This is a genomic window from Streptomyces sp. CNH189, assembly GCF_000527195.1.
In genome coordinates this window covers 46234-72617 of record NZ_AZUS01000026.1, presented here as the reverse complement: position 1 = coordinate 72617, position 26384 = coordinate 46234, and the positions used below count along the sequence as shown (strand labels likewise).

Annotated in this window: 28 protein-coding genes; 2 read left to right on the top strand and 26 right to left on the bottom strand. The window is 71.6% G+C overall.

What is annotated here, in order from left to right; genetic code table 11:
- Window positions 1-22: 22 nt before the first annotated feature.
- From B100_RS0129455 to rpsB, 5 genes are all read right to left on the bottom strand, one after another.
- Window positions 23-1147 carry a phosphatidate cytidylyltransferase gene (locus tag B100_RS0129455; protein WP_078541252.1) on the bottom strand — a complete coding sequence of 375 codons (1125 nt, stop codon included), beginning with the start codon at window positions 1145-1147 and terminating at the stop codon, window positions 23-25.
- Window positions 1147-1704 (bottom strand): ribosome recycling factor, encoded by a 558-nt coding sequence (gene frr / locus B100_RS0129450; RefSeq protein WP_024887972.1) that lies wholly within the window; start codon window positions 1702-1704, stop codon window positions 1147-1149. The genes B100_RS0129455 and frr overlap by 1 nt, the downstream gene beginning before the upstream one ends.
- Window positions 1705-1824: 120 nt before the next feature.
- The gene (gene pyrH / locus B100_RS0129445; protein ID WP_024887971.1) at window positions 1825-2583 is read right to left on the bottom strand and encodes a UMP kinase; all 759 of its coding nucleotides are present in this window, start codon (window positions 2581-2583) and stop codon (window positions 1825-1827) included.
- Window positions 2584-2774: 191 nt separating this feature from the next.
- Window positions 2775-3611 (bottom strand): translation elongation factor Ts, encoded by an 837-nt coding sequence (gene tsf, locus B100_RS0129440; RefSeq protein ID WP_024887970.1) that lies wholly within the window; start codon window positions 3609-3611, stop codon window positions 2775-2777.
- Between the two features lie 154 nt (window positions 3612-3765).
- Entirely contained in the window at window positions 3766-4689 is a 924-nt protein-coding gene (gene rpsB / locus B100_RS0129435) for a 30S ribosomal protein S2 (RefSeq protein WP_024887969.1), read from the bottom strand.
- A 446-nt stretch (window positions 4690-5135) separates the two neighbouring features.
- Here rpsB and B100_RS0129430 point away from each other — a divergent pair, with 446 nt between their 5' ends.
- Window positions 5136-5726, top strand: coding sequence for a M23 family metallopeptidase (locus tag B100_RS0129430; RefSeq protein WP_078541256.1), 591 nt, complete (start codon window positions 5136-5138; stop codon window positions 5724-5726).
- A gap of 37 nt (window positions 5727-5763) precedes the next feature.
- On the opposite strand, the gene B100_RS0129425 is transcribed toward B100_RS0129430, so the two are convergent.
- The 17 genes from B100_RS0129425 to B100_RS0129345 form a co-directional block, all read right to left on the bottom strand.
- Entirely contained in the window at window positions 5764-6321 is a 558-nt protein-coding gene (locus tag B100_RS0129425; protein WP_024887967.1) for a TetR/AcrR family transcriptional regulator, read from the bottom strand.
- 90 nt (window positions 6322-6411) lie between these two features.
- Window positions 6412-7251 (bottom strand): RNA polymerase sigma factor WhiG, encoded by an 840-nt coding sequence (gene whiG / locus B100_RS0129420; RefSeq protein WP_024887966.1) that lies wholly within the window; start codon window positions 7249-7251, stop codon window positions 6412-6414.
- Window positions 7252-7525: 274 nt separating this feature from the next.
- Window positions 7526-8683: a DNA-processing protein DprA gene (gene dprA / locus B100_RS0129415; protein WP_024887965.1), complete on the bottom strand. Its 1158-nt coding sequence runs from the start codon at window positions 8681-8683 to the stop codon at window positions 7526-7528.
- Window positions 8680-10302: a YifB family Mg chelatase-like AAA ATPase gene (locus tag B100_RS0129410; RefSeq protein WP_024887964.1), complete on the bottom strand. Its 1623-nt coding sequence runs from the start codon at window positions 10300-10302 to the stop codon at window positions 8680-8682. Before B100_RS0129410 ends, dprA begins: the two co-directional genes overlap by 4 nt.
- A gap of 1 nt (window position 10303) precedes the next feature.
- A complete protein-coding gene (locus tag B100_RS34420; RefSeq protein ID WP_486585731.1) occupies window positions 10304-10786 on the bottom strand; it encodes a YraN family protein in 483 nt (160 codons plus the stop codon).
- A 174-nt stretch (window positions 10787-10960) separates the two neighbouring features.
- Window positions 10961-11269, bottom strand: a complete 309-nt coding sequence (locus tag B100_RS0129400) for a DUF2469 domain-containing protein (protein ID WP_003993268.1) — start codon at window positions 11267-11269, stop codon at window positions 10961-10963.
- A 53-nt stretch (window positions 11270-11322) separates the two neighbouring features.
- Window positions 11323-11850: an NUDIX hydrolase gene (locus B100_RS0129395; RefSeq protein ID WP_024887963.1), complete on the bottom strand. Its 528-nt coding sequence runs from the start codon at window positions 11848-11850 to the stop codon at window positions 11323-11325.
- A complete protein-coding gene (gene lepB, locus B100_RS0129390; RefSeq protein WP_024887962.1) occupies window positions 11840-12619 on the bottom strand; it encodes a signal peptidase I in 780 nt (259 codons plus the stop codon). The genes B100_RS0129395 and lepB (B100_RS0129390) overlap by 11 nt, the downstream gene beginning before the upstream one ends.
- Before the next feature lie 33 nt (window positions 12620-12652).
- Window positions 12653-13639, bottom strand: coding sequence for a signal peptidase I (gene lepB, locus B100_RS0129385; RefSeq protein ID WP_037723740.1), 987 nt, complete (start codon window positions 13637-13639; stop codon window positions 12653-12655).
- Window positions 13527-14627: a signal peptidase I gene (gene lepB / locus B100_RS0129380; protein WP_024887960.1), complete on the bottom strand. Its 1101-nt coding sequence runs from the start codon at window positions 14625-14627 to the stop codon at window positions 13527-13529. The genes lepB (B100_RS0129385) and lepB (B100_RS0129380) overlap by 113 nt, the downstream gene beginning before the upstream one ends.
- Window positions 14620-15348 carry a signal peptidase I gene (gene lepB / locus B100_RS0129375; RefSeq protein WP_024887959.1) on the bottom strand — a complete coding sequence of 243 codons (729 nt, stop codon included), beginning with the start codon at window positions 15346-15348 and terminating at the stop codon, window positions 14620-14622. The genes lepB (B100_RS0129380) and lepB (B100_RS0129375) overlap by 8 nt, the downstream gene beginning before the upstream one ends.
- Window positions 15349-15393: 45 nt before the next feature.
- Window positions 15394-15744, bottom strand: a complete 351-nt coding sequence (rplS, locus tag B100_RS0129370) for a 50S ribosomal protein L19 (RefSeq protein ID WP_006130445.1) — start codon at window positions 15742-15744, stop codon at window positions 15394-15396.
- Window positions 15745-15874: 130 nt separating this feature from the next.
- Window positions 15875-16708 carry a tRNA (guanosine(37)-N1)-methyltransferase TrmD gene (gene trmD, locus B100_RS0129365; protein ID WP_024887958.1) on the bottom strand — a complete coding sequence of 278 codons (834 nt, stop codon included), beginning with the start codon at window positions 16706-16708 and terminating at the stop codon, window positions 15875-15877.
- On the bottom strand, window positions 16708-17268 hold the full coding sequence (rimM, locus tag B100_RS0129360) for a ribosome maturation factor RimM (RefSeq protein ID WP_024887957.1): 561 nt from the start codon (window positions 17266-17268) through the stop codon (window positions 16708-16710). Before rimM ends, trmD begins: the two co-directional genes overlap by 1 nt.
- A gap of 83 nt (window positions 17269-17351) precedes the next feature.
- Window positions 17352-17591 carry an RNA-binding protein gene (locus tag B100_RS0129355; protein ID WP_005479813.1) on the bottom strand — a complete coding sequence of 80 codons (240 nt, stop codon included), beginning with the start codon at window positions 17589-17591 and terminating at the stop codon, window positions 17352-17354.
- Between the two features lie 2 nt (window positions 17592-17593).
- Window positions 17594-18013, bottom strand: a complete 420-nt coding sequence (rpsP, locus tag B100_RS0129350; protein ID WP_024887956.1) for a 30S ribosomal protein S16 — start codon at window positions 18011-18013, stop codon at window positions 17594-17596.
- Window positions 18014-18294: 281 nt separating this feature from the next.
- A complete protein-coding gene (locus tag B100_RS0129345) occupies window positions 18295-18891 on the bottom strand; it encodes a hypothetical protein (RefSeq protein ID WP_024887955.1) in 597 nt (198 codons plus the stop codon).
- 587 nt (window positions 18892-19478) lie between these two features.
- Between B100_RS0129345 and B100_RS0129340 the strand changes: the two genes are divergently transcribed.
- On the top strand, window positions 19479-20333 hold the full coding sequence (locus tag B100_RS0129340; RefSeq protein WP_078541250.1) for a methyltransferase domain-containing protein: 855 nt from the start codon (window positions 19479-19481) through the stop codon (window positions 20331-20333).
- Window positions 20334-20420: 87 nt separating this feature from the next.
- On the opposite strand, the gene ffh is transcribed toward B100_RS0129340, so the two are convergent.
- From ffh to B100_RS0129320, 4 genes are all read right to left on the bottom strand, one after another.
- Window positions 20421-21971: a signal recognition particle protein gene (gene ffh / locus B100_RS0129335; RefSeq protein WP_024887953.1), complete on the bottom strand. Its 1551-nt coding sequence runs from the start codon at window positions 21969-21971 to the stop codon at window positions 20421-20423.
- 169 nt (window positions 21972-22140) lie between these two features.
- Window positions 22141-24582, bottom strand: coding sequence for a [protein-PII] uridylyltransferase (locus tag B100_RS0129330; RefSeq protein ID WP_024887952.1), 2442 nt, complete (start codon window positions 24580-24582; stop codon window positions 22141-22143).
- 29 nt (window positions 24583-24611) lie between these two features.
- Window positions 24612-24950, bottom strand: coding sequence for a P-II family nitrogen regulator (locus tag B100_RS0129325; protein ID WP_024887951.1), 339 nt, complete (start codon window positions 24948-24950; stop codon window positions 24612-24614).
- Window positions 24947-26287 (bottom strand): ammonium transporter, encoded by a 1341-nt coding sequence (locus tag B100_RS0129320; protein WP_024887950.1) that lies wholly within the window; start codon window positions 26285-26287, stop codon window positions 24947-24949. The genes B100_RS0129325 and B100_RS0129320 overlap by 4 nt, the downstream gene beginning before the upstream one ends.
- Between the last annotated feature and the right edge of the window lie 97 nt (window positions 26288-26384).

The following is a 26384-nucleotide window of genomic DNA, read 5'->3' as shown; positions in this document are numbered from 1 at the left end:
GTCACAGCAAGCGGACGGAACCTCAGCCCGCCCCCACGAAGATCACCAGCAGGAGCCAGACCACCGGTGCCGTCGGGAGCAGGGAGTCCAGGCGGTCCATGATGCCGCCGTGGCCCGGGAGCAAAGTGCCCATGTCCTTGATGCCCAGGTCGCGCTTGATCATGGACTCGCCGAGGTCACCCAGCGTGGCGCTGGCGGCGACCGCGAGGCCGAGCAGGAGGCCCTGCCACCAGACGCCGTCGTCGATCAGGAACTGCATGCACAGCGCGCCCGCGACCATGGAGAAGCCGACCGCTCCCAGCAGGCCCTCGCGGGTCTTGCCGGGGCTGATACGCGGCGCGAGCTTGTGCTTGCCGAAGCGCCAGCCGACCGCGTAGGCGCCGGTGTCGCTGACGACCGTCAGCAGCAGGAACGTCAGCACCCGCCACGGTCCGTCATCGGCCCTCAGCAGCATCGCGACGAACGTCGCCAGGAACGGCACGTAGAACGCCGCGAAGACACCCGCCGTGACGTCCTTGAGGTAGCCCTCGGGCGGTGCCGTCATACGCCAGACCAGGACCGCCAGCGTGGTGAGCGCCATGGCGACCCACGCGCCCTCCGCGCCCCGGGCGTACCCGGCGACGACCATCGCCGCGCCGCCGATCGCCAGGGGAACGAGGGGCGCCTTGATGCCCTTGCGTTCGTCGAGCCGCGTCGTCAGCTCCCACAGGCCCACCACGACGGCGACCGCGATCACTCCGACGAAGACGGCCTTGACGACGAACAGCGACGCGACGATCACCGCGCCGAGTCCGACGCCGACGCCTATCGCCGCGCCGAGGTCCCGCCCCGCGCTCTTCTTCTGCGGTGCGGGGGCCGGCTGCGGGGCGGGGGGCATGGGCTCCGGATTCTGCGGCACCTCCCCCGGCAGGGGGCGGGCCCGCGTCGGCTCGTCTCGGAACAGGGGGCCGCTCAGCCGAGCAACCCCCCGGTCCGCATCCTGGTCTCCGCCGTGTTCGGGTACGTCGGGCACGATGGGCATGGGCCGCGTCTGCTGTGCTTGGTGCGCATCGTACGCGGGACCCGCCGGGACAGCTTCCCGGCCGGGTCCGTGGTCGGACGGCCCCCAGTACCCGGTCTGCGGCGTCCCCCAGGAAGAGTCGTTCATCAGACCTCGAGCAGCTCCGCTTCCTTGTGCTTCAGGAGCTCGTCCACCTGGGCGACGTACTTCGCCGTGGTGTCGTCGAGTTCCTTCTCCGCACGGCGGCCCTCGTCCTCGCCGACCTCGCCGTCCTTGATCAGCTTGTCGATGGCTTCCTTCGCCTTGCGGCGGACGGAGCGGATCGAGATCTTCGCGTCCTCGCCCTTGCCCTTGGCGACCTTGATGTAGTCGCGCCGGCGCTCCTCGGTCAGCTCGGGGAACACCACCCGGATGATGTTGCCGTCGTTGCTCGGGTTGACGCCCAGGTCGGAGTCGCGGATCGCCTGCTCGATGTTGCGCAGCGCGCTCTTGTCGAACGGGGTCACCACGGCCATGCGCGGCTCGGGCACGGAGAACGAGGCCAGCTGGTTGATCGGCGTCGGCGCGCCGTAGTAATCGGCCACGATCTTGTTGAACATCGCCGGGTGCGCACGGCCGGTACGGATCGCGGCGAAGTCCTCCTTGGCGACCACGACGGCCTTCTCCATCTTCTCCTCGGCCTCGAGGAGGGTCTCTTCGATCACCACTTGCTCCTGCGTGTCTTGAGTAGGCCCGGCTGCGGTTCCTGGTCGGGGCGGCGGCCGGCTGCGTCGCGTCTTCTTCCTGCACGGTTCACGACCGGCAGGACATTGTCCATCCCCCGGTCAGTTGTGCCCGGCGTCGTCGCCCACCAGCGTGCCGATCTTCTCACCCTTGACGGCGCGGGCGATGTTGCCCTCCTTCAGGAGTTCGAAGACGACGATCGGCAGGCTGTTGTCCCGGCAGAGCGTGACGGCCGTGGCGTCGGCGACCTTCAGGTTCCGGGTGATGACCTCGCCGTAGCCGAGGGCGTCGAACTTGACGGCGTCGGGGTTGGTCTTCGGGTCGGAGTCGTAGACCCCGTCGACACCGTTCTTGCCCATGAGCAGCGCCTCGGCGTCGATCTCCAGGGCGCGCTGCGCGGCGGTGGTGTCGGTCGAAAAGTACGGCATGCCCATACCGGCGCCGAAGATGACCACGCGGCCCTTCTCCAGGTGGCGCACGGCGCGCAGCGGGATGTAGGGCTCGGCGACCTGGCCCATGGTGATGGCGGTCTGCACGCGGCAGTCGACGCCTTCCTTCTCCAGGAAGTCCTGCAGGGCGAGGCAGTTCATCACGGTGCCGAGCATGCCCATGTAGTCGGAGCGGGCGCGGTCCATGCCCCGCACCTGGAGTTCGGCTCCGCGGAAGAAGTTGCCGCCGCCGATCACGATGGCGATCTGCGCGCCGTCCCGTACGACGGCCGCGATCTCACGTGCGATGGCGTGCACCACGTCGGGATCGACGCCCAGGCCCCCGCCGCCGGAGAAGGCCTCTCCGGACAGCTTCAGCAGAAACCGGCCGCGCGCTTTGCCGTCGTCGCTTTTGTCAGCCTTGGTGGTCATGGTCGAATCCCGCCTCTTTCACCTGTTGCACATACGAAGAAGGCCATTGCCGGTGGGGCGTGGTTCGCATCCCATGCGGCAATGGCCTCCTCGTCAGATCTGCTGTCGTCCGGCACGCGCGCGTGCGTGGACGCGTGTCCGAACGACTGCTGTCGACCCTATCGGGGTCGCGCGCCCGTCGCGGTGCGGACTCAGATGCCGACCTTGATGCGCGTGAAGCGCTTCAGGGTGACACCGGCCTCGTCCAGGATCTTCTGGACGGACTTCTTGTTGTCCAGCGCGTAGGGCTGGCCGAGCAGCGTGGCGTCCTTGAAGAAGCCGTTGAGGCGACCCTCGACGATCTTCGGCAGGGCGGCCTCGGGCTTGCCCTCGGCGCGGGTGGTCTCCTCGGCGACGCGGCGCTCGGACTCGACGACCTCGGCCGGCACGTCCTCCTTGGAGAGGTACTTCGGCGCGAAGGCGGCGATGTGCTGGGCGACGCCCTTGGCGATCTCGGCGTTCGGCTTGTCGAGCTCGACGAGCACACCGATCTGCGGGGGCAGGTCGGGCATCGTGCGGTGCATGTACGCGGTGACGTAGCCGTCGGCGAACTGCGCGAAGCGGTCCAGGACGATCTTCTCGCCCAGGTTGGCGTTGGCCTCGTCCACGAACGCCTGGACCGTCTTGCCGGCCTCGATCTCGGACGCGAGCAGCGCCTCGAGGTCGGCCGGGGCGGTCTTGGCGACGTGCTCGGCGATGGCGGTGGCGACACCCTGGAACTTCTCGCCCTTGGCGACGAAGTCCGTCTCGCACTTCAGCTCGACGAGGACACCGGAGGAGTTGTCGTCGGCGATGATCGAGACCACGGCGCCGTTCTCGGCGGAGCGGCCCTCGCGCTTGGCGACGCCCTTCTGGCCCTTGATGCGCAGCGCCTCGACGGCCTTGTCGACGTTGCCGTCGGCCTCGTCCAGCGCCTTCTTGCAGTCCATCATGCCGGCGCCGGTGAGCTCCCGGAGCTTCTTGACGTCGGCGGCGGTGTAGTTCGCCATGAGTCTGTGAATCTTTCTCGAAGTCTGGAGGATCGAAGATCAGCGGGGCCGGTCCGCCGCGCGGGCGGCTACCGGCTCTCCGCCGACCTACGGGTGAACGGCGGGAGCGGACGTGATGTCACCGCTCCCGCCGTCATCGGCTCGGACGGAGCGGTCAGGCCTGCTCGGCCGGGGTCTCCGCGGCGGGGGCCTCGGCGGCAGGGGCCTCGGCGGCGGGAGCCTCGGCCGGCTTCTCACCCTCGGCAGCGGGAGCCTCGGCCGGCTTCTCGCCCTCGGCGGCGGCCGGAGCGGCCTCCTCGCCCTTCTTCTCACCCTCGAGCAGGTTGCGCTCCCACTCGGCCAGCGGCTCGCCGGCGGCCTTCTCGCCCTTGCCCTCGGTGGCGACACCGGAGCGGGAGATGAGGCCCTCGGCCACGGCGTCGGCGATCACGCGGGTGAGCAGGGTGACGGAGCGGATCGCGTCGTCGTTGCCCGGGATCTTGTAGTCGACCTCGTCGGGGTCGCAGTTGGTGTCGAGGATGGCGACGACCGGGATGTTGAGCTTCCGGGCCTCGCCGACCGCGATGTGCTCCTTCTTGGTGTCCACGATCCAGACGGCGCTGGGCACCTTGGACATCTCGCGGATACCGCCGAGGGTCTTCTCCAGCTTCGCCTTCTCGCGGGAGAGGACCAGCAACTCCTTCTTGGTGAGGCCGGAGGCGGCCACGTCCTCGAAGTCGATCTGCTCGAGCTCCTTGAGGCGCTGCAGACGCTTGTAGACGGTCGAGAAGTTGGTGAGCATGCCGCCCAGCCAGCGCTGGTTGACGAAGGGCATGCCGACGCGGGTGGCCTGCTCGGCGATGGCCTCCTGCGCCTGCTTCTTCGTGCCGACGAACATGACCGTGCCGCCGTGGGCGACGGTCTCCTTGACGAACTCGTAGGCGCGGTCGATGTACGACAGCGACTGGAGCAGGTCGATGATGTAGATGCCGTTGCGCTCCGTGAAGATGAAGCGCTTCATCTTCGGGTTCCAACGACGGGTCTGGTGACCGAAGTGGACGCCGCTCTCCAGCAGCTCCCGCATCGTGACGACGGCCATGGCCGTATCTCCTTGAGTTTCTCGGTTGTGCCGCGGAATCCGGACGGCTTCCGCGCCTGACGCCCGCGACGCGCCGTGCCACGAAGGACCGAGGGGCGCTGACACCGGGCCACGGCCGTGACCGGTCCCGATGTCGGGGCGTGCGAAGTCGACCCAGTGACCCGGGTCGCCACCAGAAGTGTACGGGACCCGAGGGGTGCCGGGTGACGCCGATGTCCACAACCCGGGTGGTCGTCCACAGGTCCCGGCGCTGATCGCGTCCTCGGGGGACGCTTTCCGCCATGCGACGACGTGGTGAGCGACGAGGACGAAGTGAGCGGTGCGGCTGGATGAGGGGGTGCCTGCGGTTGGTCCTGGTGGTGGCCGTGACCCTGGCGGCACTGCTGGCCCCACCCCCGTCCCGGCTGTTCGCGATGGCAGCGGGGAGCGAGGGGGCGGGGGCGGGGATGACGTCGGGCAGGGCCACAGCGAAGGCCGGGGGCGGGCTGACGTCGGCGTCAGGGGCCGGAGGCGGGCCCTCAGCCGTTGCCCTGGGTGGCGCCGGGCCGCCCCCTCGCCGCGCCGGGGGCGACTCCATGCCGTCCGTTGGCCGTGCGTGGCCGGTGGGCGTGCGCCCGCAGGTGCTGCGTGGCTGGGAGCCGCCGGCGACCGTCTACGGCGCCGGGCACCGTGGCGTGGACCTGGCGGCGGTGCCGGGGACGCCGGTGCGGGCTGTGGCGGACGGCCGGGTGTCGTTCGCGGGCCGCGTGGCCGGAAAGGGCGTCGTCTCGATGGAACTCACCGGCACGGGTGAGCCGCCGCTGCGCACCACCTACGAGCCGGTCCGGGCGTCGGTGACCGAGGGGACCGAGGTGACGGCGGGCGAGGTGATCGGCTCGGTGGAGGCCACCGGCTCCCACTGCACGGCCCCGTGCGTGCACTGGGGCCTGCTGCGCGGCGACACGTACCTGGACCCGCTCAGCCTGCTGCCCCCGTGGCTGCTCGACCGGGGTCCGTCGCGGCTGCTCCCGGTGCTCGGGGTGCCGCTGCCCGAATGAGCGCCCGCACCGAGATGAGGACCCGTGCCGGGCGACTTCAGCCCCGGACGCCGTCCAGGGCCATGGAGACCGCCGCCCGCGTGATCACGTCCGGGTGCTCCGCCGCCCCCAGTTCGATGCGGCGCACGGCGGCGTCGACGACGCCCTGGAGCAGCATGGCGGTGAGCCGGGGCTCGGCGTGACCGAGGTCGGCGAGCGCCTCGACGATCATGGCGATGAGGCCGCCGTGAGCCGCGCGGATCTTCTCCCGCGCGCCGGCGTCGAGTTCGCTCGCGGAGATCGCGACGACCGCGCGGTGCCTACGGTCCCCCACCAGCTCCAGCTGCTTGCGGACGTACGCCTCGATCTTGCCCTCGGCGCCGTCGGCCTGCGCCATCGCCGCCTCGACCTCCGCCGCCCACACCGGGAAGTCGGCCTCGCACAGCTCCTCGACCACGGCCGCCCGCGAGCGGAAGTACTCGTAGACGGACGACCGCGCGAGGCCGGTGCGCTCGGCGAGGGCCGGGAAGGTCAGCGCCTCCGTACCGCCCTCGGACAGCAGGGAGCGTGCCGCGTCCAGCAGGGCGGCTCGCTGCATCGACCGGTGCTCGGCCACGGAGGCCGCTCGAATCCTTGGCACGTCATCCACTTTACGGACGCCGCGGCCACGGCGGCCAGGGGTTCGGCGGGCCGGCCCCGGTCGGACTCAGCGGCCGAAACTCGCCAGCTTGGCGCGGAGCTGCAGCACGGACTTGGTGTGGATCTGGCTGACCCGGCTCTCGGTCACGCCCAGGACGTTGCCGATCTCGGCGAGCGTGAGGCCCTCGTAGTAGTACAGGGTGACCACGGTCTTCTCGCGTTCCGGCAGCGTGTTGATGGCCCGCGCCAGGAACCGGCGCAGCTCCCGGTCCTCGGCCACCTCCACCGGGTTGTCGGCGGCGGTGTCCTCCAGGGTGTCCATGAAACTGAGCTGGTCACCAGCGTCGCCGACGTGCAGCAGCTCCTCGAGGGCGACGACGTTCGCGAGCGAGAGCTGGCTGAACACCGCGTGCAGCTCGGCCACGGTGATGCCCATCTCGCCGGCGACCTCGTGCTCCGACGGGGTGCGCCGCAGCCGTGCTTCGAGGGTGGCGTAGGCGCGCTCCACGTTGCGTGCCTTCTGCCGCACCGAGCGCGGGATCCAGTCCAGCGCCCGCAGTTCGTCGATCATCGCGCCCCGGATGCGCGTGATCGCGTACGTCTCGAACTTGATCTCGCGGTCGACGTCGAACTTCTCGATCGCGTCGATCAGCCCGAAGACCCCCGACGAGACGAAGTCCGCCTGCTCGACGTTGGGCGGGAGTCCCACGCTGACCCGTCCGGCGACGTACTTCACCAGCGGCGAGTAGTGCAGGATCAGCTGCTCCCGCAACCGTTCGTCCCCCGTCGCCTTGTACGACCGCCACAGCTCGTCGAGTGTCGAGGGAGCGGGCGGCCGCACGCTGCCACCGTCGCGGGCGGCTGGGGGGATCGCCGCCCGGTCGGACCCGGAGGTGTGCTGGGGCATTCGTTGCCTTGTGCCGTTCTGCCGTGGGCTGGTGCTGCCTGTGAGCGTTGTCTGTCCGATGTCTGTTCTGGCCTGTCCGTGTCTGGGTCCTCGTGAGCGTAGCGTGACTGCGGCGTCGCGGTGTGCGAAGAACGGGGGCCGGGCCGTGCGCAGATACGTTCCGGTGGCCGTCCCCCCGGGGCACATCCGTCGCGCAGCGTGATCACCCGGATACCCCAACTGACGTATGTTCCAGGGCGTGTCGGGGTTCCCCCGGACGGCCGAACACGCTGCGTCAGGGAGGCTCGCTCCCACCCCGGACCGAGATCACCGCGTGGCGCGTCAACTTCCAGCCGTCGCCGTGTCGTTCGACGTAACCAAGTGCTCGTAGTTCGTACAGTCTCGCGATCGCGTCGTCCGGGGTGGTCTGGGCGGTGCGCGCGATCTCGTCCGGTCGGGCCGCCCGACGGGCCGGCAGTGCGGCGAGGACCTGGCGGACCTCCGGGTCCAGCAGGTCGCGGGGCAGCACCGGTCCTCTGCGCTCCGGCGCGAGCTCCCCCATGTCACCGACCAGTTCGACGATCTCCGCGGCGTCGGTGACCAGGACGGCGTCCTGCCGCAGCAGTTCGTGCACGCCGGCCGAGAGGCCGCTGGTGGCCGGGCCCGGTACCCCCATGGTGTGGCGTCCGAGCCGGCGGGCCGCGCGGGCGGTCGCCAGGGAACCGCTGCGGTGGGCGGCCTCGACGACGACCGTGCCCCGGGTGAGCGCGGCGATCACGCGGTTACGGAGGACGAACCTGCTGGGGGTGGGATGCTCTCCCGGGGGCAACTCGCCGACCACCAGACCCTGTTCGGCGATCCGTCCGATCAGCCCGGCGTGTCCGCGCGGGTAGGGGCGGTCGACCCCGCAGGCGAGCACGGCGACGGTGGCGCCGCCCGCGCCCAGCGCCCCGCGGTGGGCGGCACCGTCGATGCCGTAGGCGCCGCCGGAGACGACGATCCAGCCCTTCTCGGCGAGTCCGGCGGCCAGGCCCGCCGCCATGAAGGCGCCGTACTCGGTGCACGCCCGCGCGCCGACCAGGGCGACCGAGCGCAGCGCCCACATCCGCAGGTCCGCGCCACCGCGCACCCACAGGCCGAGCGGCCGGGCGTCGCCCAGGTCGTCGAGCTGCCCGGGCCACTCGGCGGCCCCGGGGCACACGAACCGCACCCCCGCGTCCTGTGCGACGGCGAGGTCACGGCGCGGGTCGGCCCGCTCCGCCCGGGCAAGCATCCCGGCCCACCGCTTGGCGCTCGCGCCCGGCAGCGGCTCCCCGCGGTGCCGCAGCCGGCGCACCACGGCGTGTACCCCCAGCTCGCGCACCCAGCGCCCGCCGGCCTCGTCACCGGGTTCGAGGACGCGGGTGAGGAAGACCCGTCCGAGCAGGTCCGCGGGGCCGTTCCCTGCGCTCATACGGCCGCTCCGATCGCCATGGGCACCCCGCGCGGGACACCGGTGCGCAGTTGCAGGGCGAGGGCGACGTCCGTGGCGTCGGGCCGGTCGTGGCCGACCAGGTCGGCGACGGTCCAGGCGACCCGCAGCACCCGGTCGATGCCCCGCGCGGTGAGCACGCCCCGCTCCAGGCTTCGCTCGGCCTCGTCCATGGCGCCCGGAGCGGCCTGCCAGCGGCTGCGCAGCTCCCTCCCGGGGATCTCGCTGTTGAGATGCCACGGGGTGCCGTCGAACCGGGCCCCGGCGCGTTCCCTGGCCGCCCGCACCCGGTCGGTGACCGTGGCGGTGGTCTCACCCCGGGCGCCGGCCGCCGTCAGCTGGCTACGGGTGACGGCGTCGACCTCGACTCTCAGGTCGACCCGGTCGAGCAGCGGCCCGGAGAGCCTGGCCTGGTAGCGGCGGATCGCCGAAGGCGGGCACTCACAGCGGTCGTCGGTCCGCGAGAAGCGCCCACAGGGGCACGGGTTGGCCGCGAGCACCATCAGGAAGCGGGCCGGGAAGCGCACGACGCCCGCGCTGCGTGCGATGACCACGTGCCCGGCCTCCAGCGGCTGGCGCAGTGCGTCCAGCGCCTTGCTGCTGAACTCCGGCGTCTCGTCCAGGAACAGCACGCCTCGATGGGACAGGGACACCGCTCCCGGCCGGGCCGTCCCGGGGCCGCCACCGACCAGTGCCTGCATGGTGGCCGAGTGGTGCGGGGCGCAGTACGGGGCCGTGTCGATCAGCGGCCTGCCCGGCGGCAGCAGCCCCGCCACCGAGTGCACGGCCGTCACCTCCAGGGACGCCTGGCGGTCCAGGGGCGGAAGGACGGACGGCATCCGTTCGGCGAGCATGGTCTTCCCGGCACCTGGCGGGCCCTCGAGGAAAAGGTGATGTCCGCCCGCCGCGGCCACCTCGACCGCCGTGCGTGCCGAGTGCTGGCCGACGACGTCCGCGAGGTCGTGCCCCTGGTCGTACCGGCCCGGGCCGCCGCTCACGCCGGTGGCCGCTCCGCCTCCGAGGTCACGCAGCCCCGCCAGCAGCGGGTCGGGCCGCTCCGGTTCCTGCGGTGCGTCCTCGGGCACCGGCTCGTCGGTGAGGACCGCGATGAGCTGGCGCAGGCTGCGGACGCCCAGCACGGACACCCCCGGCACCAGGGCGGCCTCGGCGGCGGCGCACTCCGGCACCACCACCTGCTCGAAGCCCGCGTCCGCCGCGGCGAGCACCGCCGGCAGGATGCCCCGTACCGGGCGCACCCGGCCGTCCAGGCCCAGCTCGCCGATCATCACGATGTCGGTGAGGACGCGCGGGTCGATCCGCTCGGCGGCACCGAGGACGGCACACGCGACGGCCAGATCGAAGCCGCTGCCGGCCTTCGGCACCGAGGCCGGGCTCAGCCCCACCGTGAGCTTCTTCTGCGGCCACTCACCGCCGGAGTTGACGACGGCGGCCCTGACCCGGTCCCGGCTCTCCGTCAGGCTCTTGTCGGGCAGCCCCACCAGCGTGAACGTGGCCACCCCCGGCTCCAGGTCGGCCTGGACCTCGACGACCACGCCCTCGACACCGACCAGGGTCACCGAACACGTTCGGGCGAATCCCATGTCACGCCACCCCTCGGACGTGCTCGACGACGGGCGCGCCACGGGCCGGGAGCAGCACGCCGACCAGGTCGACGCGGACACCGCCGGGCGGCGCTCCCCCGTGTTCCTGGAGCCAGCGCTCCGCCAGGTCCCGCAGCCGGCCCGCCTTGGCCGGTGTGATCGCCGCCATGGGGTGCTGGAAGGAGCCGGCCCTGCGGGTCTTCACCTCGCAGACGACCAGGGCGTCTCCGTCCCTGGCCACGATGTCGATCTCGCCGGTCCTGCCGCAGCGCCAGTTGCGCGCCAGGACCGTCATCCCGGTCTGGGTGAGCCGCCGTGCGGCCAGCGTCTCCCCGTACCGGCCGAGCGCCCCCCGGGCTCGCCCGCCACCCGCGGGACCGGCCCTGTGGCCCTGAAGCCCTCCGTACGCCCGAAGCCCGCCGCCCGCCCGGCTTCCGCCGGCCGGCTGCCGTCCGCCGCGTACCGCTTCCCCGCCGGGTACCAATTCCCCGGCGCCCGACGGCGTCCCCTGTCGCGCCCGCTGTCCGTCGCGTGCCTGCTGTGCGTCCATGTCGGCACCACCTCCGGCGCCAACCGTCACGCATTCCGCCGATCACCGTCGGCCCAGGTGCACAACCCCTCGACTGTGGACAACTCCGCCACCCGCGAGGGTGAGGGATCACCCGCTGGGCAGCTCCAGGTCGCTCTTGTTCAGCTCCTCGATGTTCACGTCCTTGAACGTGAGTACCCGTACCTGCTTCACGAAGCGGGCCGGCCGGTACATGTCCCAGACCCACGCGTCCGCCATGGAGACCTCGAAAAAGACCTCACCCTGGACCGAGTGGACCTGCATCTCGTAGTCGTTGGTGAGGTAGAAGCGCCGCTCGGTCTCGATCACGTATTTGAACAGACCGACGACATCGCGGTACTCCCGGTAGAGCTTCAGCTCCATCTCGGTCTCGTACTTCTCGAGGTCCTCGGCGCTCATGGCATGTTCCCCTTCAGCCGTGCGATCCCACCATTGTGCGCCAGTCCCGTCGGTCACCGGACGATTTCGGTGTCCAGGGTCACGGGCGCGGCCGGGGGGCCTTCGTCGAGCAGTCGCCGCAGCAGCCCGGCGAGCTTGGTCGGATACACCGTCTCATGGGCCCGGACGAGTTCCGGGCACGTCCACCAGCGTGCTCCGACGACGCTGCGCCGCTCCAGCTCGGTCAGGGCCGTGGCCGCGGTCGCCGTCTGGGTCGTGCGGGCCAGGAAGTACCACTCGTCCTGGTCCCACTGGCGGCCCGCGAACGGGAAGGAACAGTGCCGCCGCCACAGCACGGGCCCGAGTTCGACGTCGGTGATGCCGGTCTCCTCGACGAGTTCCCTGAGTGCGGCCTGTTCACGGGTCTCGTCGCCCTCCACGCCGCCGCCGGGCGTGAACCACCAGTCGGTGCCGGGGTCGTCCGGTTCGTGGCCGTGGAGCAGCAGGATGCGGTCCTGCGGGTCGAGCAGGACGACCCGGGCGACCCTGCGCAGGCCGCCCTGGTAGGTGTCGGGCGCGTCCGGCGACGGGTCAGCGCCCACCGTTGCTCCCCGCGGCACTCCGGGCGCGGGACGTGGCCGCTCGCTTGGCCAGGGGTCCGTAGGCGGCGCCCGCCAGCACCAGCACCGCGCCGCCGATCACCGCGGCGAGCACGGTCGGCAGCGGTCCGGGCGTGGAGAGCGGGCCGAGCCGCTCGAAGCCGGTGGGCCTGGCGAGCATGCCGTCCATCGGCCAGACCACGGCGTCGACCCGGGCCCGGACGGCGTCGCGCGCGACGGTGCCGCCGGCGGCGTCGGTCAGGTGGGCCGTGGAGTCGAGCGACCCGGAGCGCTCGTCGCCGAGCAGGAACAGGCGCCCCTTCGGCACGGTCACCTCGGGGAAGACCGCCGAGCGGGCCATCGGGTCGTCGGGGAGATACGGTTCGTCGATCTCCTTGCCGTTGACCGTCAGCTTGCCGTCCTTGCAGCAGGCGACGGTGTCGCCGCCGACGGCGACGACCCGCTTGACCATCGGGGCGTTCGACCACGTCGCGTCCTTGAAGACGACGACGTCGCCGCGGCGGACCTCGTCGCCGTCGACGCGCTCGGCGAGCACCCGCTCGCCGGCGTCGATCGTCGGGGCCATCGAGGTGGTCGGCACGGTGTACGGCCGGTAGACCACCGCTCCCCAGGCGAACCCGCCGAGGAACAGCACCAGCCCGAGCGCGACGGCCACGTTGGACAGCACCTGCCCGGTCCGGCCGCTCCGTGCCCGGGCACCGTAGGAACCGCCGTTGCCCGGGACCGTACGCGTCGTGCTCTGACCACTCATGGGCGGCACCCTACCCGGCGGTACCCAGGCGGGTCAGCCCTCCCCGCGCCCCTCTCCGCCCCCGGCCCGGCGGCGCCGCCACAGCACGAACGGCACCGCACCGGCCACCGCGAGCGCGGGCGGCGCGACCGAGAGGGCCGCCGCGTCCTGGGACTGCGTGTTCAGACCGGGCTGGTCGAAGGTGTCCGGGACGGGGAGGTTGTCCCAGCGGTTGATCGGCCAGGCGATGACCACGGCGCGGCCGACGACCTTGTCGACGGGGACGAAGCCGTGGTTCTTGTCGGCCTGGTTGTAGCGGGAGTCGCGGGAGTTCTGGCGGTGGTCGCCCATGACCCAGATGTGGCCCTCGGGCACCTTGACCTTGAACTGGCCGCCCTGGTCGTCCTGGCTGCACGGGGTGTTGCCGGGGTAGACGTACGGCTCGTTGAGTGCCTTGCCGTTGACCTTCAGCGGGCCGGTGCCCTTGCACTCGATCGTGTCGCCGCCGACGCCGACGACCCGCTTGATCAGGTCCTTCTCCTCCGCGGACGGCATCAGGCCGATCCAGCTGAGGACCTTCTGCAGCGGGTTGGGGTCGGGCGTGGGCTCGCCTGCGAGCCAGTTGTCGGGGTCGTGGAAGACGACGACCTCGCCCCGCTCGGGCTCGGAGCCGAACCAGGGGGTCAACTTGTCGACCAGGACCCGGTCGCCCTGCTGCAGGGTGTTCTGCATCGAGTCGGAGGGGATCGAGAACGCCTGCACGAGGAACGTCTTGATCAGCAGCGCCAGGACAAGCGCGATGCCGATCAGGATCGGCAGTTCCTTCCAGAAGGAGCGCTGCTGCTTCTTCGGCTGGGGGTCGTCCGGTCCCTGGTCGCCGGTCCTCGTCCCGTCGTCGTTCACTCCGCCGCCCTCGACCGCCGGATCGTCATTCCCGGAGAACGCGGCGTGGGCCGCGGCCGGGTCGCCCGGTTCCGCGGGGCGTCCGCGGTGCTCCTCGCCTCCCTGACCGGACCGTGCGCCTACCGCCACATCCCCCACGCCGACTCCTCACTCTCTGCCGCCGCCCGCGCCATGCCCGGCGCAGGCCCACCACTCCCATAACGAGCGGGAGTTCCGCAGGGCTCGGGAGCTGGACAATTCCTTCACGTTGGCTGGGACCGTCCGGGGCAACCCTATGCGACAGCGCGGCGCCGGCGTTCGACCCGGGCACCGAGTCGGACACGGCGGCATAGGCAGCGGGCTCGTCGAGGGTGGTCCAGTGACCGAGCGGCCAGGCGATGACCATGGCGCGGCCCACCACCTCGTCCTCGGAGACGGTGCCGCCGTAGTCGGTGTCCTGGTGGACGCGGGAGTCCGCGGAGTTGGCGCGGTGGTCGCCCATCACCCACAGCCGGCCCTGCGGCACCGTGACGTCGAAGGGCGTCAGCGAGGGAACGTTGCCGGGGTAGAGGTAGTCCTCGTTCAGTGGGACGCCGTTGACGGTGACGCGGCCCTGGGTGTCGCAGCACCGGACGCGGTCTCCGCCGATCCCGACGACCCGCTTGATCAGGTCCTTCTCGTCCTCCGACGGCAGCAGACCGATGAAGGTGAGGCCTTCCTTGATCTGCTTGACGCCGACCGGGTCGTCCTTCTGGGGCGTGGTCTGTTCCCCCTGGAGCCAGCCGCCTGGGTCCTTGAACACGACGACGTCCCCGCGCTGCGGCCTGGAGCCGAACCAGGGGGTGAGCTTGTCGACCAGGACCCGGTCGCCGATCTGGATCGTCTGCTCCATGGAGCCGGACGGGATGACGAACGCCTGCACGAGGAACGTCTTCAGCACCAGGGCGATCAGGACGGCGACACCGATGAGGAGCGGGATCTCCTTGACGGCACTGCGCCTGCGGCGGCGCTTGACCTTGCGCTGGAGTTTGCGCCGCTCGGCCCGGGTGCGGCCGGAGGAGGGCACGACGGCACGGCGGGACCCGGTGGGAAGCAGGTTCTCGGCGGCGCTCTCCGGGACACCGCGGGGCCTTCCGCGGTTACCCATGACGGCCCCCCGTCGCGGAGGGGTCCGCAGCCGGTACGCGCGTGTAGGAGTCGGGCCGCTCAAGACGGCCGGCGTGGCCGAACGGCCAGACGACGGCGTCGGCGCGGCCGATGACCTCCGCCACGGGGATCATGCCCCCGCCGGGCGAACCGAGGTGGTCGCGGGAGTCGCTGGAGTTGCCGCGGTGGTCACCGAGGACGAACAGCCGTCCCTCGGGCACGACCACGTCGAAGCGCACCGTGGAGGGGCTGTCGCCGGGGAACAGGAAGCTTGACTCGTCGACCGACCGGCCGTTCACCCGGATCCTCCCCTCCCCGTCGCAGCAGACGATGTGGTCCCCGCCCACCCCGACAACCCGTTTGATGTAGTCGGCGTCACCGAAATACCCGGTGCCGTCGAACACAATCACGTCCCCGCGGTGCGGCCCGTCGCCGAAGCGGTACGCCAACTTGTTTACGAGAACGCGGTCCCCGACCCTCAATCCCTTCTCCATCGATCCGCTCGGGATCTCGAAGGGCCGCGCCACGAACGTGTTGACGGCCAGCAGGAACAGCAGGCAGAGCAACAGGGTCAGGGTGATCCGCCCGCCGGGCAGCTGGTCCGTGACGCGCGACAGCAACGCGGAACGCGACCGCCCCTCCGGCCCCGGTCTCACCGAGGAGTCCTCGGGGTCCGGGGGGAGAGAGCGGTCGCGCTCCGTCGGCTGTGCTTCGGTGTCCATCGGGGCCAGATGCTATCCGGCCGCGATATGACGCCGGTAAAGCGCTCAGTTCTCGCGCTTCTCCTTGATCTTCGCGGCCTTGCCACGGAGCTCACGGAGGTAGTACAGCTTGGCGCGGCGGACGTCACCCTTGGTGACGAGCTCGATCTTCTCCACGATCGGGGTGTGCACCGGGAAGGTGCGCTCGACGCCGACGGAGAAGGAGACCTTGCGGACCGTGAAGGTCTCGCGCACGCCGGAACCCTGGCGGCGGATCACCACGCCCTTGAACTGCTGCACACGGGAGCGGTTGCCTTCGATGACGCGCACGTGGACGTTGACGGTGTCGCCGGGACGGAAGTCCGGGACGTCGCTGCGGAGCGACGCGGTGTCGACGGAGTCGAGCAGGTGAGACATGTCGTCTGCTTTCTTCGCTGATGCCGCAGGTCATCAACGGCACTTGAGTTTCGGATCGGGGCTGTGCGGTCGGGGCGGCGTCGTGTCCCCCTGCGGCAGGGGCGCTCGCCGGACGGCGCACAACAGCGGCCTATTGTTCCACGCCGTCGGTCCTGCGCCAAAATCGGCCGTACGGCTCCCCCTCGGGGTCCGGTTCCCAGCCGAGGATGGACAGCATCTCCCGGTCCTTCTTGTCGAAGGCCTTGGGGTCGCAGTGCTCGATGAGGTCGGGGCGGTGGGTGGTGGTCCGCCGCAGCGCCTCGTCGCGCCGCCAGCGTGCGATCTTCCCGTGGTGGCCGCTGAGCAGCACCTCCGGGATCTCGCGGCCGCGCCAGGCGGGCGGCTTGGTGTAGACGGGGCCTTCCAGCAGGTTGGCCATGGCGCCGGGGGCGAAGGAGTCGTCGCGGTGCGACTCGGCGTTCCCGAGGACGCCCGGGAGGAGCCGCGCCACCGCTTCGGTGACGACGAGCACCGCGGCCTCGCCGCCGGCCAGGACGTAGTCGCCGATGGACACCTCGTACACCGGCACGCGGGTCGCGTACTCGTCGACGACGCGGCGGTCGATGCCCTCGTAGCGGGCCGGGGTGAAGATCAGCCAGGGCCGCTCGGAGAGGTGGACGGCCAGTTCCTGGGTGAAGGGGCGGCCGCTCGGGGTGGGGACGACCAGGGCGGGCTCGCCCGAGCCGCTCTCGTAGCCGTCCGCCAGGACCGAGTCCAGCGCGTCACCCCAGGGGTCGGTCTTCATGACCATGCCGGGGCCGCCGCCGTACGGGGTGTCGTCGACCGTGTTGTGCCGGTCGTAGGTCCAGGAGCGCAGGTCGTGGACGTGCACGTCGAGCTGTCCGCGCGCGCGTGCCTTGCCGACGAGGGAGACGTTCAGCGGGTCGAGGTACTCGGGGAAGATCGTGACGACGTCGAGCCGCATCAGGCGTCTTCCCCGGATTCCGAGGAGTCCCTGGACGAGGCGACCTCGGCGCGGTCGTCGATCAGGCCGGGCGGCGGGGTGATCACCGCGCGCTGTTCCTCGAGGTCGATCTCGGCGACGATCTCCTCGACGAAGGGCACGAACACCTCGCTGCCGTCGGGGCGCTCGACGACGAAGAGGTCCTGGGTGGGCAGGTGGGAGATCTCGGTGATCCGGCCGACCGTCTCACCGTCCTCGGTGACGACGTCGAGGTCGATCAGCTGGTGGTCGTAGTACTCGTCCTCACCCTCGGGCATCTCCTCCGGGTCGACGTCGGCGATCAAGAGGGTGTTGCGCAGCGCCTCGGCGCCGGTGCGGTCGTGGACGCCCTCGAAGCGCAGCAGGAGGCGGCCGCTGTGCACCCGGCCGGTCGCGATGGTCAGCGGCCCCACGGAAGCGGGGTCGGTGGTCAGGACGGCGCCGGGCCCGAGCCTCAGCTCCGGCTCGTCGGTACGGACCTCGACGGTGACCTCGCCCTTGATGCCGTGGGCGCGGCCGATACGAGCGACTACCAGCTGCACTGTGTTCGATCTCCTGTCATACGGCTGCGGGCCGGGGACGGCCCAGTGGCCCTCCCCGGCCCGAGCCGGTGCTGCTTGCGGCGTCAGCGGACGTGGTCCACGTCGACGAGGTCGACACGGACACCGCGGCCGCCGATGGCGCCCACGACGGTACGCAGAGCGCGTGCGGTGCGGCCGTTGCGGCCGATCACCTTGCCGAGGTCGTCCGGGTGGACCCGGACCTCGAGCACGCGACCGCGACGCAGGTCGCGCGAGGCGACCTGCACATCGTCGGGGTTGTCGACGATGCCCTTCACGAGGTGCTCGAGAGCCTCCTCGAGCATGCTCAGGCCTCGGTCGACGCGGACTCGGCGGAAGCCTCGTCCTTCTTCTCAGCCTTCTTCTTCTGGGTGATGGCCTCACCCTTGCCCTCGTCGTCGCCGCCGATCGCCTCGAAGGACGGACGGGCGGCCTTCTCGGGCTGCTGCAGCAGGGGCGCCGGGGCGGGCTCGCCCTTGAACTTCTGCCAGTCGCCGGTCTTCTTCAGGATGGCGAGCACGGGCTCGGTCGGCTGGGCGCCGACGGAGAGCCAGTACGCCACGCGGTCGCCGTCGACCTCGATCACCGACGGGTTGTACGTCGGGTGGTACTTGCCGATCTCCTCGATGGCCCGGCCGTCACGGCGGGTACGGGAGTCGGCGACGACGATGCGGTAGTGAGGCGAACGGATCTTGCCCAGACGCTTCAGCTTGATCTTGACTGCCACGGGAGTGGGTTCTCCTGGAATTGACGTGGTTGGGCACGGCGAGAGAGCCGCGTGGGGTTGCGGTACCCGAGTGCCCGATGGACGCGTCAGCCGGAGGAGAGAGGGGTCCTGTGCGGCTGTCGAGTACAGCTAGCCATTGTGCCACACCCCGAGGGGCCGGCCTGCCGTGGGGTGCGGGCACATGGGCATGACAAAGCGGCACCCGGCGCCGCATGGTCACGCGTCGGGTGCGCCCGGTGTCGACGGGGCCGAGGCCCCGGCACCCACGAGGTGCCGGGGCCTCAGCTCGCCGCTACGACTTCCGGGATACGGAACGGCTTTCCGCAGCCGCCGCAGACGATGGGCGCCTGCGCCAGCACCGACGGAACGACGCGTACGTTGCGGCCGCAGTCGCAGACCGCCTTGACGCGTACGCCGCCGCCGGACGAGCCGTGCCGCGCGGCCGGCCCGCGGAAGCTGCGGGCGGTGTCGCCCGCGGTCGCCGCCGTGTGGGCCTTCAGGGCCCGCTGGAGACGCTCCGTGGTCGGACGGTAGCGGCGCTTCGCCTCGGGGGTGAGCATGACCAGCGAGAAACCGCTGCTCGGGTGCGGCTCCTCGGGGTGGTCAAGGCCCAGCTCCTCGGCGATCGCCAGGAACCTGCGGTTGTGGTATCGGCCGGCTCGGGATGTGTCGCGCACGCCGCGCGCGGCGGCGATGCCGTGGACTGCCTCGTGCAGCAGTCGCTCGAAGGAGAGCTCGTGACCGCACGCGGACGACGACTCCCCGATCAGGGACTCGGGCGCGGCAAGATCGGGCAGTTCGGGGTGGTACCGCTGAATGTCGGCCCACGCCTGTGCCAGCTCTGCGGCGAGAACAGGTGGTGTCTGTGTCGTGCTCACGTAATGACAACGAGCCGGGGTGCCTCTGTGTTCCGATTCCGGGGCATCCCAAATAATTTGCACGTACCAGTCAGTTGGCACTGATGCGTCCTGACGAGCACGGGTGCGCTGATCTGCGGAGAAGCCTCGCAGCTCATCCCAAGGTGGTGCGTAGGCTGACGTACGCCCCCGCGCGTATCCGGTCTCCACGCGCCGGTGCGCGTGAGCCCCCTGGATGCGCAAGAGGCCTTTCGGACGCCCTCCCGGCGTCGGGCGGCGTCCGGTTCACCCGGAACGCCGTGACCGACGAACCTACCGCTTCCCCCCGCCAGGCCGCGCACCGCCCCTCCCCCGGGACGTTCACAGCCCGTCACCGGTGGCCGGAACCCTCCCGCGGACGTCTCGCCGTGGCGGACCGGGCGGCCCCCGATTACCGGAATGTGAATTCTTGCCTCTGGCACGAGCAACTACCAATCGGCCGCCCTCTTCCACTGGACGACACGACGAGTGCGGAGTTACCTGGCATACGGGGGCTGTGCGGGCGCACTGCACGGGGGCCAGGGAAATGGGCACTGCGGCAACTTCTCGGCTGATTGGGGCGCTTACCTATGACACCTACGCTCGTGCGGCAGCACCCGTCTCGCACGGGGCCCGCCCCGCGCGTCGACCTGCGGGCACGCGCGCGTGACTGGTCCGAGATACAGGAGCGGATGCTCGTACCGCTGTACGAAGCGGTGTACGAGCGGCTGGACGTGGGCCCCTCGACCCGGCTGCTCGGCCTCGGCTGCGGCTCCGGACTGGCCCTGCTGATGGCGGCCTCGCGCGGCGCGACGATCACCGGTGTCGACACCTCGTGCGACCGGCTGGACCTCGCCCGTGAACGGCTGCTGCCGGACGAGCGGGACCCGCACGCGCGCGCGGACACCCGGATCGTGCGGGGCTCGCCCGCCGAGGCCGCTCCCGCCGGTGTATCCCGGTACACCGTGGTGACCGCCTTCGAGCCGATCGGCTGCCTGGCGGGCGACGCGGAGGGACTGGGCGACCTGCTCGCCGAGGCCGTGCCGCTCGCCGGGCGCGGGGCGGCCGTGGTGCTGGCCGGCTGGGGCCCGCCCGAGCGGTGCGCCACGGCGGCCGTGCTGCGGGTGGCCGCCAAGCTGGCGGAACCGCTGCGCGGCGCGGAGGCCTGGCGCCCCACCGAACGGGACGACCTGGAGCGGGTCGCCGAGCGGGCCGGACTGCGGCCCGACGGCTCGGGGCGGGTGGCCTGCCCCTTCGGCTACGCCGACCCGGACAGCGCCGTACGGGGCCTGAAGTCGACGGGCCTGTTCGACCCGGCGATCAGCGCCACCGACCAGGTGCAGGTGGACAAGGAGCTGACCGAGGCGCTGCACCCGTACCAGCGCCCGGACGGCACGGTGTGGATGCCGAACGTGTTCCGGTACCTCGTCGCGCGCGTCCCCTGACGGTGCGGTCCGCCGCACACACGCACAACGCCGCTGGGGCGCCCCCTCCGAGGAGGGGGCGCCCCAGCGGCGTCACCGGTACGGGCCTCAGCCCATGAACTTCTTGAACTCGTCGGGAAGCTCGAAGTCCTTGCCACCCTGCTGCGGCAGCCCGAAGGCGTTGCCGCCCTCGGCCGCCGCGGCCCGGCGCGCGGCCTCCTCCTGCTCCTGCTGCTTGCGCTTCATCGGGTTGCCCGAACGCTGCTTGCCCTTGGCCTGCTTCTGCTTCTTCTTCGTACGGCCGGGGCCGCCGCCCATGCCCGGCATCCCGGGCATCCCCGGCATGCCGCCGCCCTGGGCCATGCGGGACATCATCTTGCGCGCCTCGAAGAACCGCTCGACCAGGTTCTTCACCGCGCTGACCTCGACACCGGACCCCTTGGCGATACGGGCGCGGCGCGAACCGTTGATGACCGTCGGGTCCTGACGCTCGCCCGGCGTCATCGACTTGATGATCGCGGCGGTGCGGTCGACGTCCCGCTCGTCCAGGTTGTTGATCTGGTCCTTGATCTGGCCCATGCCCGGCAGCATGCCGAGCAGCTTGGAGATGGAGCCCATCTTGCGGACCTGCTCCATCTGGGCCAGGAAGTCGTCCAGGGTGAAGTCCTGGCCCTTCTTGGACGCCAGCTTGGAGGCCATCTTCTCGGCCTCTTCCTGGCTGAACGTCTTCTCAGCCTGCTCGATCAGGGTGAGCAGGTCACCCATGTCGAGGATGCGGGAGGCCATGCGGTCCGGGTGGAAGGCGTCGAAGTCGTCGAGCTTCTCACCGTTGGACGCGAACATGATCGGCTTGCCGGTGACCTGCCGGATCGACAGGGCGGCACCACCGCGGGCGTCACCGTCGAGCTTGGAGAGCACCACGCCGTCGAAGCCGACGCCGTCGCGGAAGGCCTCGGCCGTGTTGACCGCGTCCTGACCGATCATCGCGTCGACGACGAAGAGGATCTCGTCGGGCGAGACCGCGTCCCGGATGTCCGCGGCCTGCCGCATCAGCTCCTGGTCGATGCCCAGGCGGCCGGCGGTGTCCACGATCACGATGTCGTGGACCTTGGACCGCGCGAAGTCGATGGAGTCCTTGGCGACCTTGACCGGGTCGCCGACGCCGTTGCCCGGCTCGGGCGCGTAGACGGCGACGCCCGCGCGCTCGGCGACCACGCTCAGCTGGTTGACGGCGTTGGGGCGCTGGAGGTCGGCGGCGACGAGCAGCGGGGAGTGGCCCTGCTCCTTCAGCCAGTGGCCGAGCTTGCCCGCGAGGGTGGTCTTACCGGCACCCTGCAGACCCGCGAGCATGATCACGGTCGGCGGCTGCTTGGCGAACCGCAGGCGGCGGGTCTCGCCGCCGAGGATCTGGACCAGCTCGTCGTTGACGATCTTGATGATCTGCTGGGCCGGGTTGAGCGCCTTGGACACCTCGGCGCCCAGGGCCCTTTCCTTGACGTTCTTGATGAACGACCGGACGACCGGCAGGGCCACGTCGGCCTCAAGGAGGGCGATGCGGATCTCACGCGCCGTGGCGTCGATGTCCGCCTCGGACAACCTGCCTTTGCCGCGGAGGTTTTTGAAAGTCGCGCTGAGGCGGTCGGAGAGGGTATCGAACACGGTGGCGTCGGTCCTCGAGGTCGGGGGCGGAACTGGGCTGCCCTCCAGGGTATCCGGCCCCGCAAGCAAAACGGCCCCGCCCGCCGCGGGGCGGTGGACGGGGGCGGACGTACGTGCCGGGGGACGGCCCCGCGCGTGACCGCGGGGGCGGGCGCGCCCGCCCCCGCGGTCACGCCCGCAGCATCTCCTCCAGTTTGCGGGCCACCGCCACGGCCTCCTCGCCCGGCAGCGGCAGGCCCTCCGGTCCGGTGACGTAGAAGGCGTCGACCGCGTTGGCGCCCAGGGTGCTCGCGTGGGCGCTGCGCACCCTCACGCCCGCGTCCTCCAGGGCCCGCCCGATGCGGAACAGCAGCCCCGGTGCGTCCTGCGCGCGGACCTCGATCACCGTGGCGTGCCGGGAGGCGGCCGGGGCGACGGTCACGCGCGGGGGCGGGGCGACCACCCCGCGGCGTCTCGGGTACGCGGCGTCCCGCTCGGCCAGGCGGCCCGAGATGTCGAGGCTGCCGTCGAGGGCGCGGACCAGGTCGGCGCGGAGCCGGGCAGCCTGGGGCAGCGAGCCGTACTCGGCGGCGACCCGCCAGTCCAGCAGCAGCACGGACCCGTCGACGCCGTCCGGGAGGTCCAGGGCCCGCAGCTCGGCTGTGCGCACCGTCAGCCGGTGCGTGGCGAGCACCCCGGCCACGGCGGGCAGCACGCGCGGCTGGTCGGGTACGGCCACGATCAGCTCGACGCCCAGCGGTTCGGGGTCGTCCGAGGGCTCGGCGGGCGGTTCGGTCTGCGCCCGCAGCGACAGGACGGGGGCGCCCGTGGCGACGGCTTCGAGGGCGAGCCGCTCGTGCTGCGCGGTGGGCGCGGCCGCCTCCAGGTCGGGCGGGGCCTGGCCCGCGAGCACGGCGGAGACCCGTTTGACGAGGTCGGCGACGAGGGAGGCACGCCAGGAGGACCAGGCGGCCGGTCCGGTGGCGAGGGCGTCCGCCTCGGTGAGGCCGTGCAGCAGTTCGAGGGTGCCCTGGGAGCCGACGGCCCCGGCGACGGCCCGCACGGTGGCGGGGTCGTCGAGGTCGCGCCGGGTGGCGGTCTCCACGAGCAGCAGGTGGTGGCGTACGAGCGTGGCGATCACGGTGACGTCGTCCGCGTCGAAGCCGATGCGGGCGGCCACGTCCCGGGCGATGACCTCGCCGGCCACCGAGTGGTCGCCGGGCCAACCCTTGCCGATGTCGTGCAGCAGGGCGGCGATGAGCAGCAGGTCGGGGCGGCTGACCCGGCGGGTGAAGGCGGAGGCGCGCACCGCGGTCTCGATGAGGTGCCGGTCGACGGTCCACAGGTGCACGGCGTTGCGCTGCGGGCGGCAGCGCACCCGGTCCCAGTCGGGGAGCAGCAGGCTGATCAGGCCCTCGGCCTCCAGCGCCTCCCAGACCTCGACGGTGGGGCGGCCGGAGCCCAGCAACGTGAGGAGCTGCTGGCGGGCCTCTGCGGGCCAGGGCGAGGGGAGGGCGCGGGCGCCGGCGGCCATGCGGCGTACGGCGTGCAGGTTGAGGGGGAGGCCGGCCTGGGCGGCGGCTGCCGCGGCGCGGAGCGGGAGCACGGGGTCGCGGTCGGGGCGCGCGGCGCGGGCGAGCACCACTTCGCCGTCCTGCTCCACGACGCCCTCGGCGAGCGGGGACCGCTCGGGCGCGGGCCTCCCTCCGCCCAGCATGGCGCGCAGCCGGGGCCGTACGGAGCGGGAGCGCAGGACGCGGCCGACCTCGCGCCAGGTGACGTCGCCCGCGTAGGCGATGACCCGGGCGGCCTCGTAGACCTGGCGCAGCAGGGCGTCGGCGTCGAGCAGGCCGAGTTCGGCGGCGACCTGGTCCTGTTCCTGGAGGGCGAGCCGGTCGGTGGCGCGTCCGGTGCTCAGGTGCAGGGCGTCCCGTACGTCGAGGAGGCGGCCGCGTGCCTCGGCGAGTCCCTCGCGGGGGGCGTCGGCGAGCCAGGAGGCCGCCACCGCGCGCAGGGCGGTGGCGTCGCGCAGTCCGCCGCGGGCCTCCTTGAGGTCGGGTTCGAGGAGGTACTGCAGTTCGCCCTGGCGTTCGGCTCGTTCCTCGCACAGCTCCCGCAGGGCGGGCAGCCGCTTGGGGGCCTGGTTGCGCCAGTCGGCGAGCACGGTGGTGCGCAGGGCGGTGGTGAGGCCGAGGTCGCCGGCGACGTGCCGGGCGTCCAGCAGGCCGAGTTGGACCTTGAGGTCCTCACCGGCGGTCTTGCGGGCCTCGGCCGGGGTGCGGACGGAGTGGTCGAGGGCGAGGCCGAGGTCCCAGACCGGGTACCAGAGGCGGTCGGCGAGCTTCGAGACGGTCTCGGGTGCGCTGCCGTCGTGGAGCAGCAGCAGGTCGAGGTCGCTGCGCGGGGAGAGCTCCGCGCGTCCGTAGCCGCCGACGGCGACCAGGGAGATCCCGCGTGCTCCGGGGGCGCCGGCCGCGAAGAGTCCGGCGAGCCATTCGTCGGTGAGGTCGGCGAGGCCGGAACGGCGCGGCGGCCCGGACCGCGCCTTCTCGGTGAGAAGGCGCAGCCGGGCCGCCGCGTAGCCGTCGGGTCCCGAGTCCTCTGTCTGGTCGTGCGTGTCCGTACTCGTCACCCGGCGACTCCTGTTCCGTGGGGCTGCAGTCAGAGGGCGTCCGGGCCGCGTTCGCCGGTCCGCACCCGTACGGCGGTCTCGACGGGGATCATCCAGACCTTGCCGTCGCCGATCTTGCCGGTGCGGGCCGCCTTGACCACGACGTCGACGAGCTGCTCGGCGTCGTCGTCCTCGACCAGGACCTCGATGCGGACCTTGGGCACCAGGTCGACGGTGTACTCGGCACCGCGGTAGACCTCGGTGTGGCCGCGCTGGCGGCCGTAGCCGCTGGCCTCGGTGACGGTCAGACCGTGCACGCCGAAGGCCTGCAGGGCTTCCTTGATCTCGTCGAGCCGGTGCGGCTTCACGACGGCGGTGATGAGCTTCATGCGTCCACCTTCTTGCTCTCGGCCGGGGCGAGGGGGGTGCTGGCCGGCGTGCGGGCCGCGCCGCCGCCGGCGCCGCTGAAGTCGTATGCGGTCTCGGCGTGCTCGGCCTGGTCGATGCCGGCGACCTCGTCGTCCTCGGAGACTCGCATACCGATGGTCTTGTGGAGGAGGAGGGCCAGGACCGCGGAGGCGATCAGGGAGTAGGCGAGGACACCGAAGACACCGGCGCACTGCTTCCAGAACTGGTCGAGGCCGCCGCCGTAGAAGAGGCCCTCGACGTCGGACTGGCCCTTGCCGGTGGCGAGGAAGCCGATGAGCAGGGAGCCGATGACGCCGCCGACGAGGTGGACGCCGACGACGTCGAGGGAGTCGTCGTAGCCGAACTTGTACTTGAGGCCGACCGCCATGGCGCACAGGACACCGGCGATGATGCCGATCGCGATGGCGCCGAGCGGGGAGACCGCGCCGCCGGCCGGGGTGATGGCGACCAGGCCGGAGACGGCGCCGGAGGCGGCACCCAGCGTGGTGAACGCGCCGTGGCGGATCTTCTCGTAGGCGAGCCAGCCGACGACCGCGGCACCGGTGGCGACCTGGGTGTTGACGAACATCAGCGCGCCGACGCCGTCGTCGTTGCCCAGCCACGAGCCGGCGTTGAATCCGAACCAGCCGAACCACAGCAGACCGGCGCCGAGCATGACCAGCGGGAGGCTGTGCGGACGCATCGGGTCCTTCTTGAAGCCGATGCGCTTGCCGATGACGAGGATGACACCGAGGGCGGCCGCACCGGCGTTGATGTGAACCGCGGTACCGCCGGCGAAGTCGATGACGCCGAGGTCGAACGCCCAGCCGCCGGAGCCCCACACCCAGTGCGCGACCGGGAAGTAGACGACGGTGACCCACAGGGCGATGAACAGGGCCCAGGCGCTGAACTTCACGCGGTCCGCGAGCGCGCCGCTGATCAGGGCGGGCGTGAGGATCGCGAACATCAGCTGGAAGGAGGCGAAGACGAACAGCGGGATGGTGGTGCCGTCCCACAGTTCCGTCAGGCCGATGTTGCTCAGGCCCACCCAGTCGGAGTTCCAGCCGACGAGGCTGCCCTTGTCGTCGCCGAACGCGACGGAGAATCCGTAGAGCACCCAGAGGATGGTGACGATGCCCAGGCTGATGAAGCTCATCATCAGCATGTTCAGCGTGCTCTTGACCCGGACCATGCCTCCGTAGAAGAAGGCCAGGGCCGGCGTCATGAGCATTACCAGGGCGGAACAGATGAGCATGAACCCTGTGTTGGCGGCGGACAGCGTGGGCGCGTCTGCTGCCAGGGTGATGGCTTGGGCCATCGGCGTCTCCTCGTCGTTGGTACGGCCCCGTGCGGGCGAAGCCTTGAGCGGATTGAGGGGTGGGCCGGTTATGCGCCATGAAGATTGGCGCAGCGCC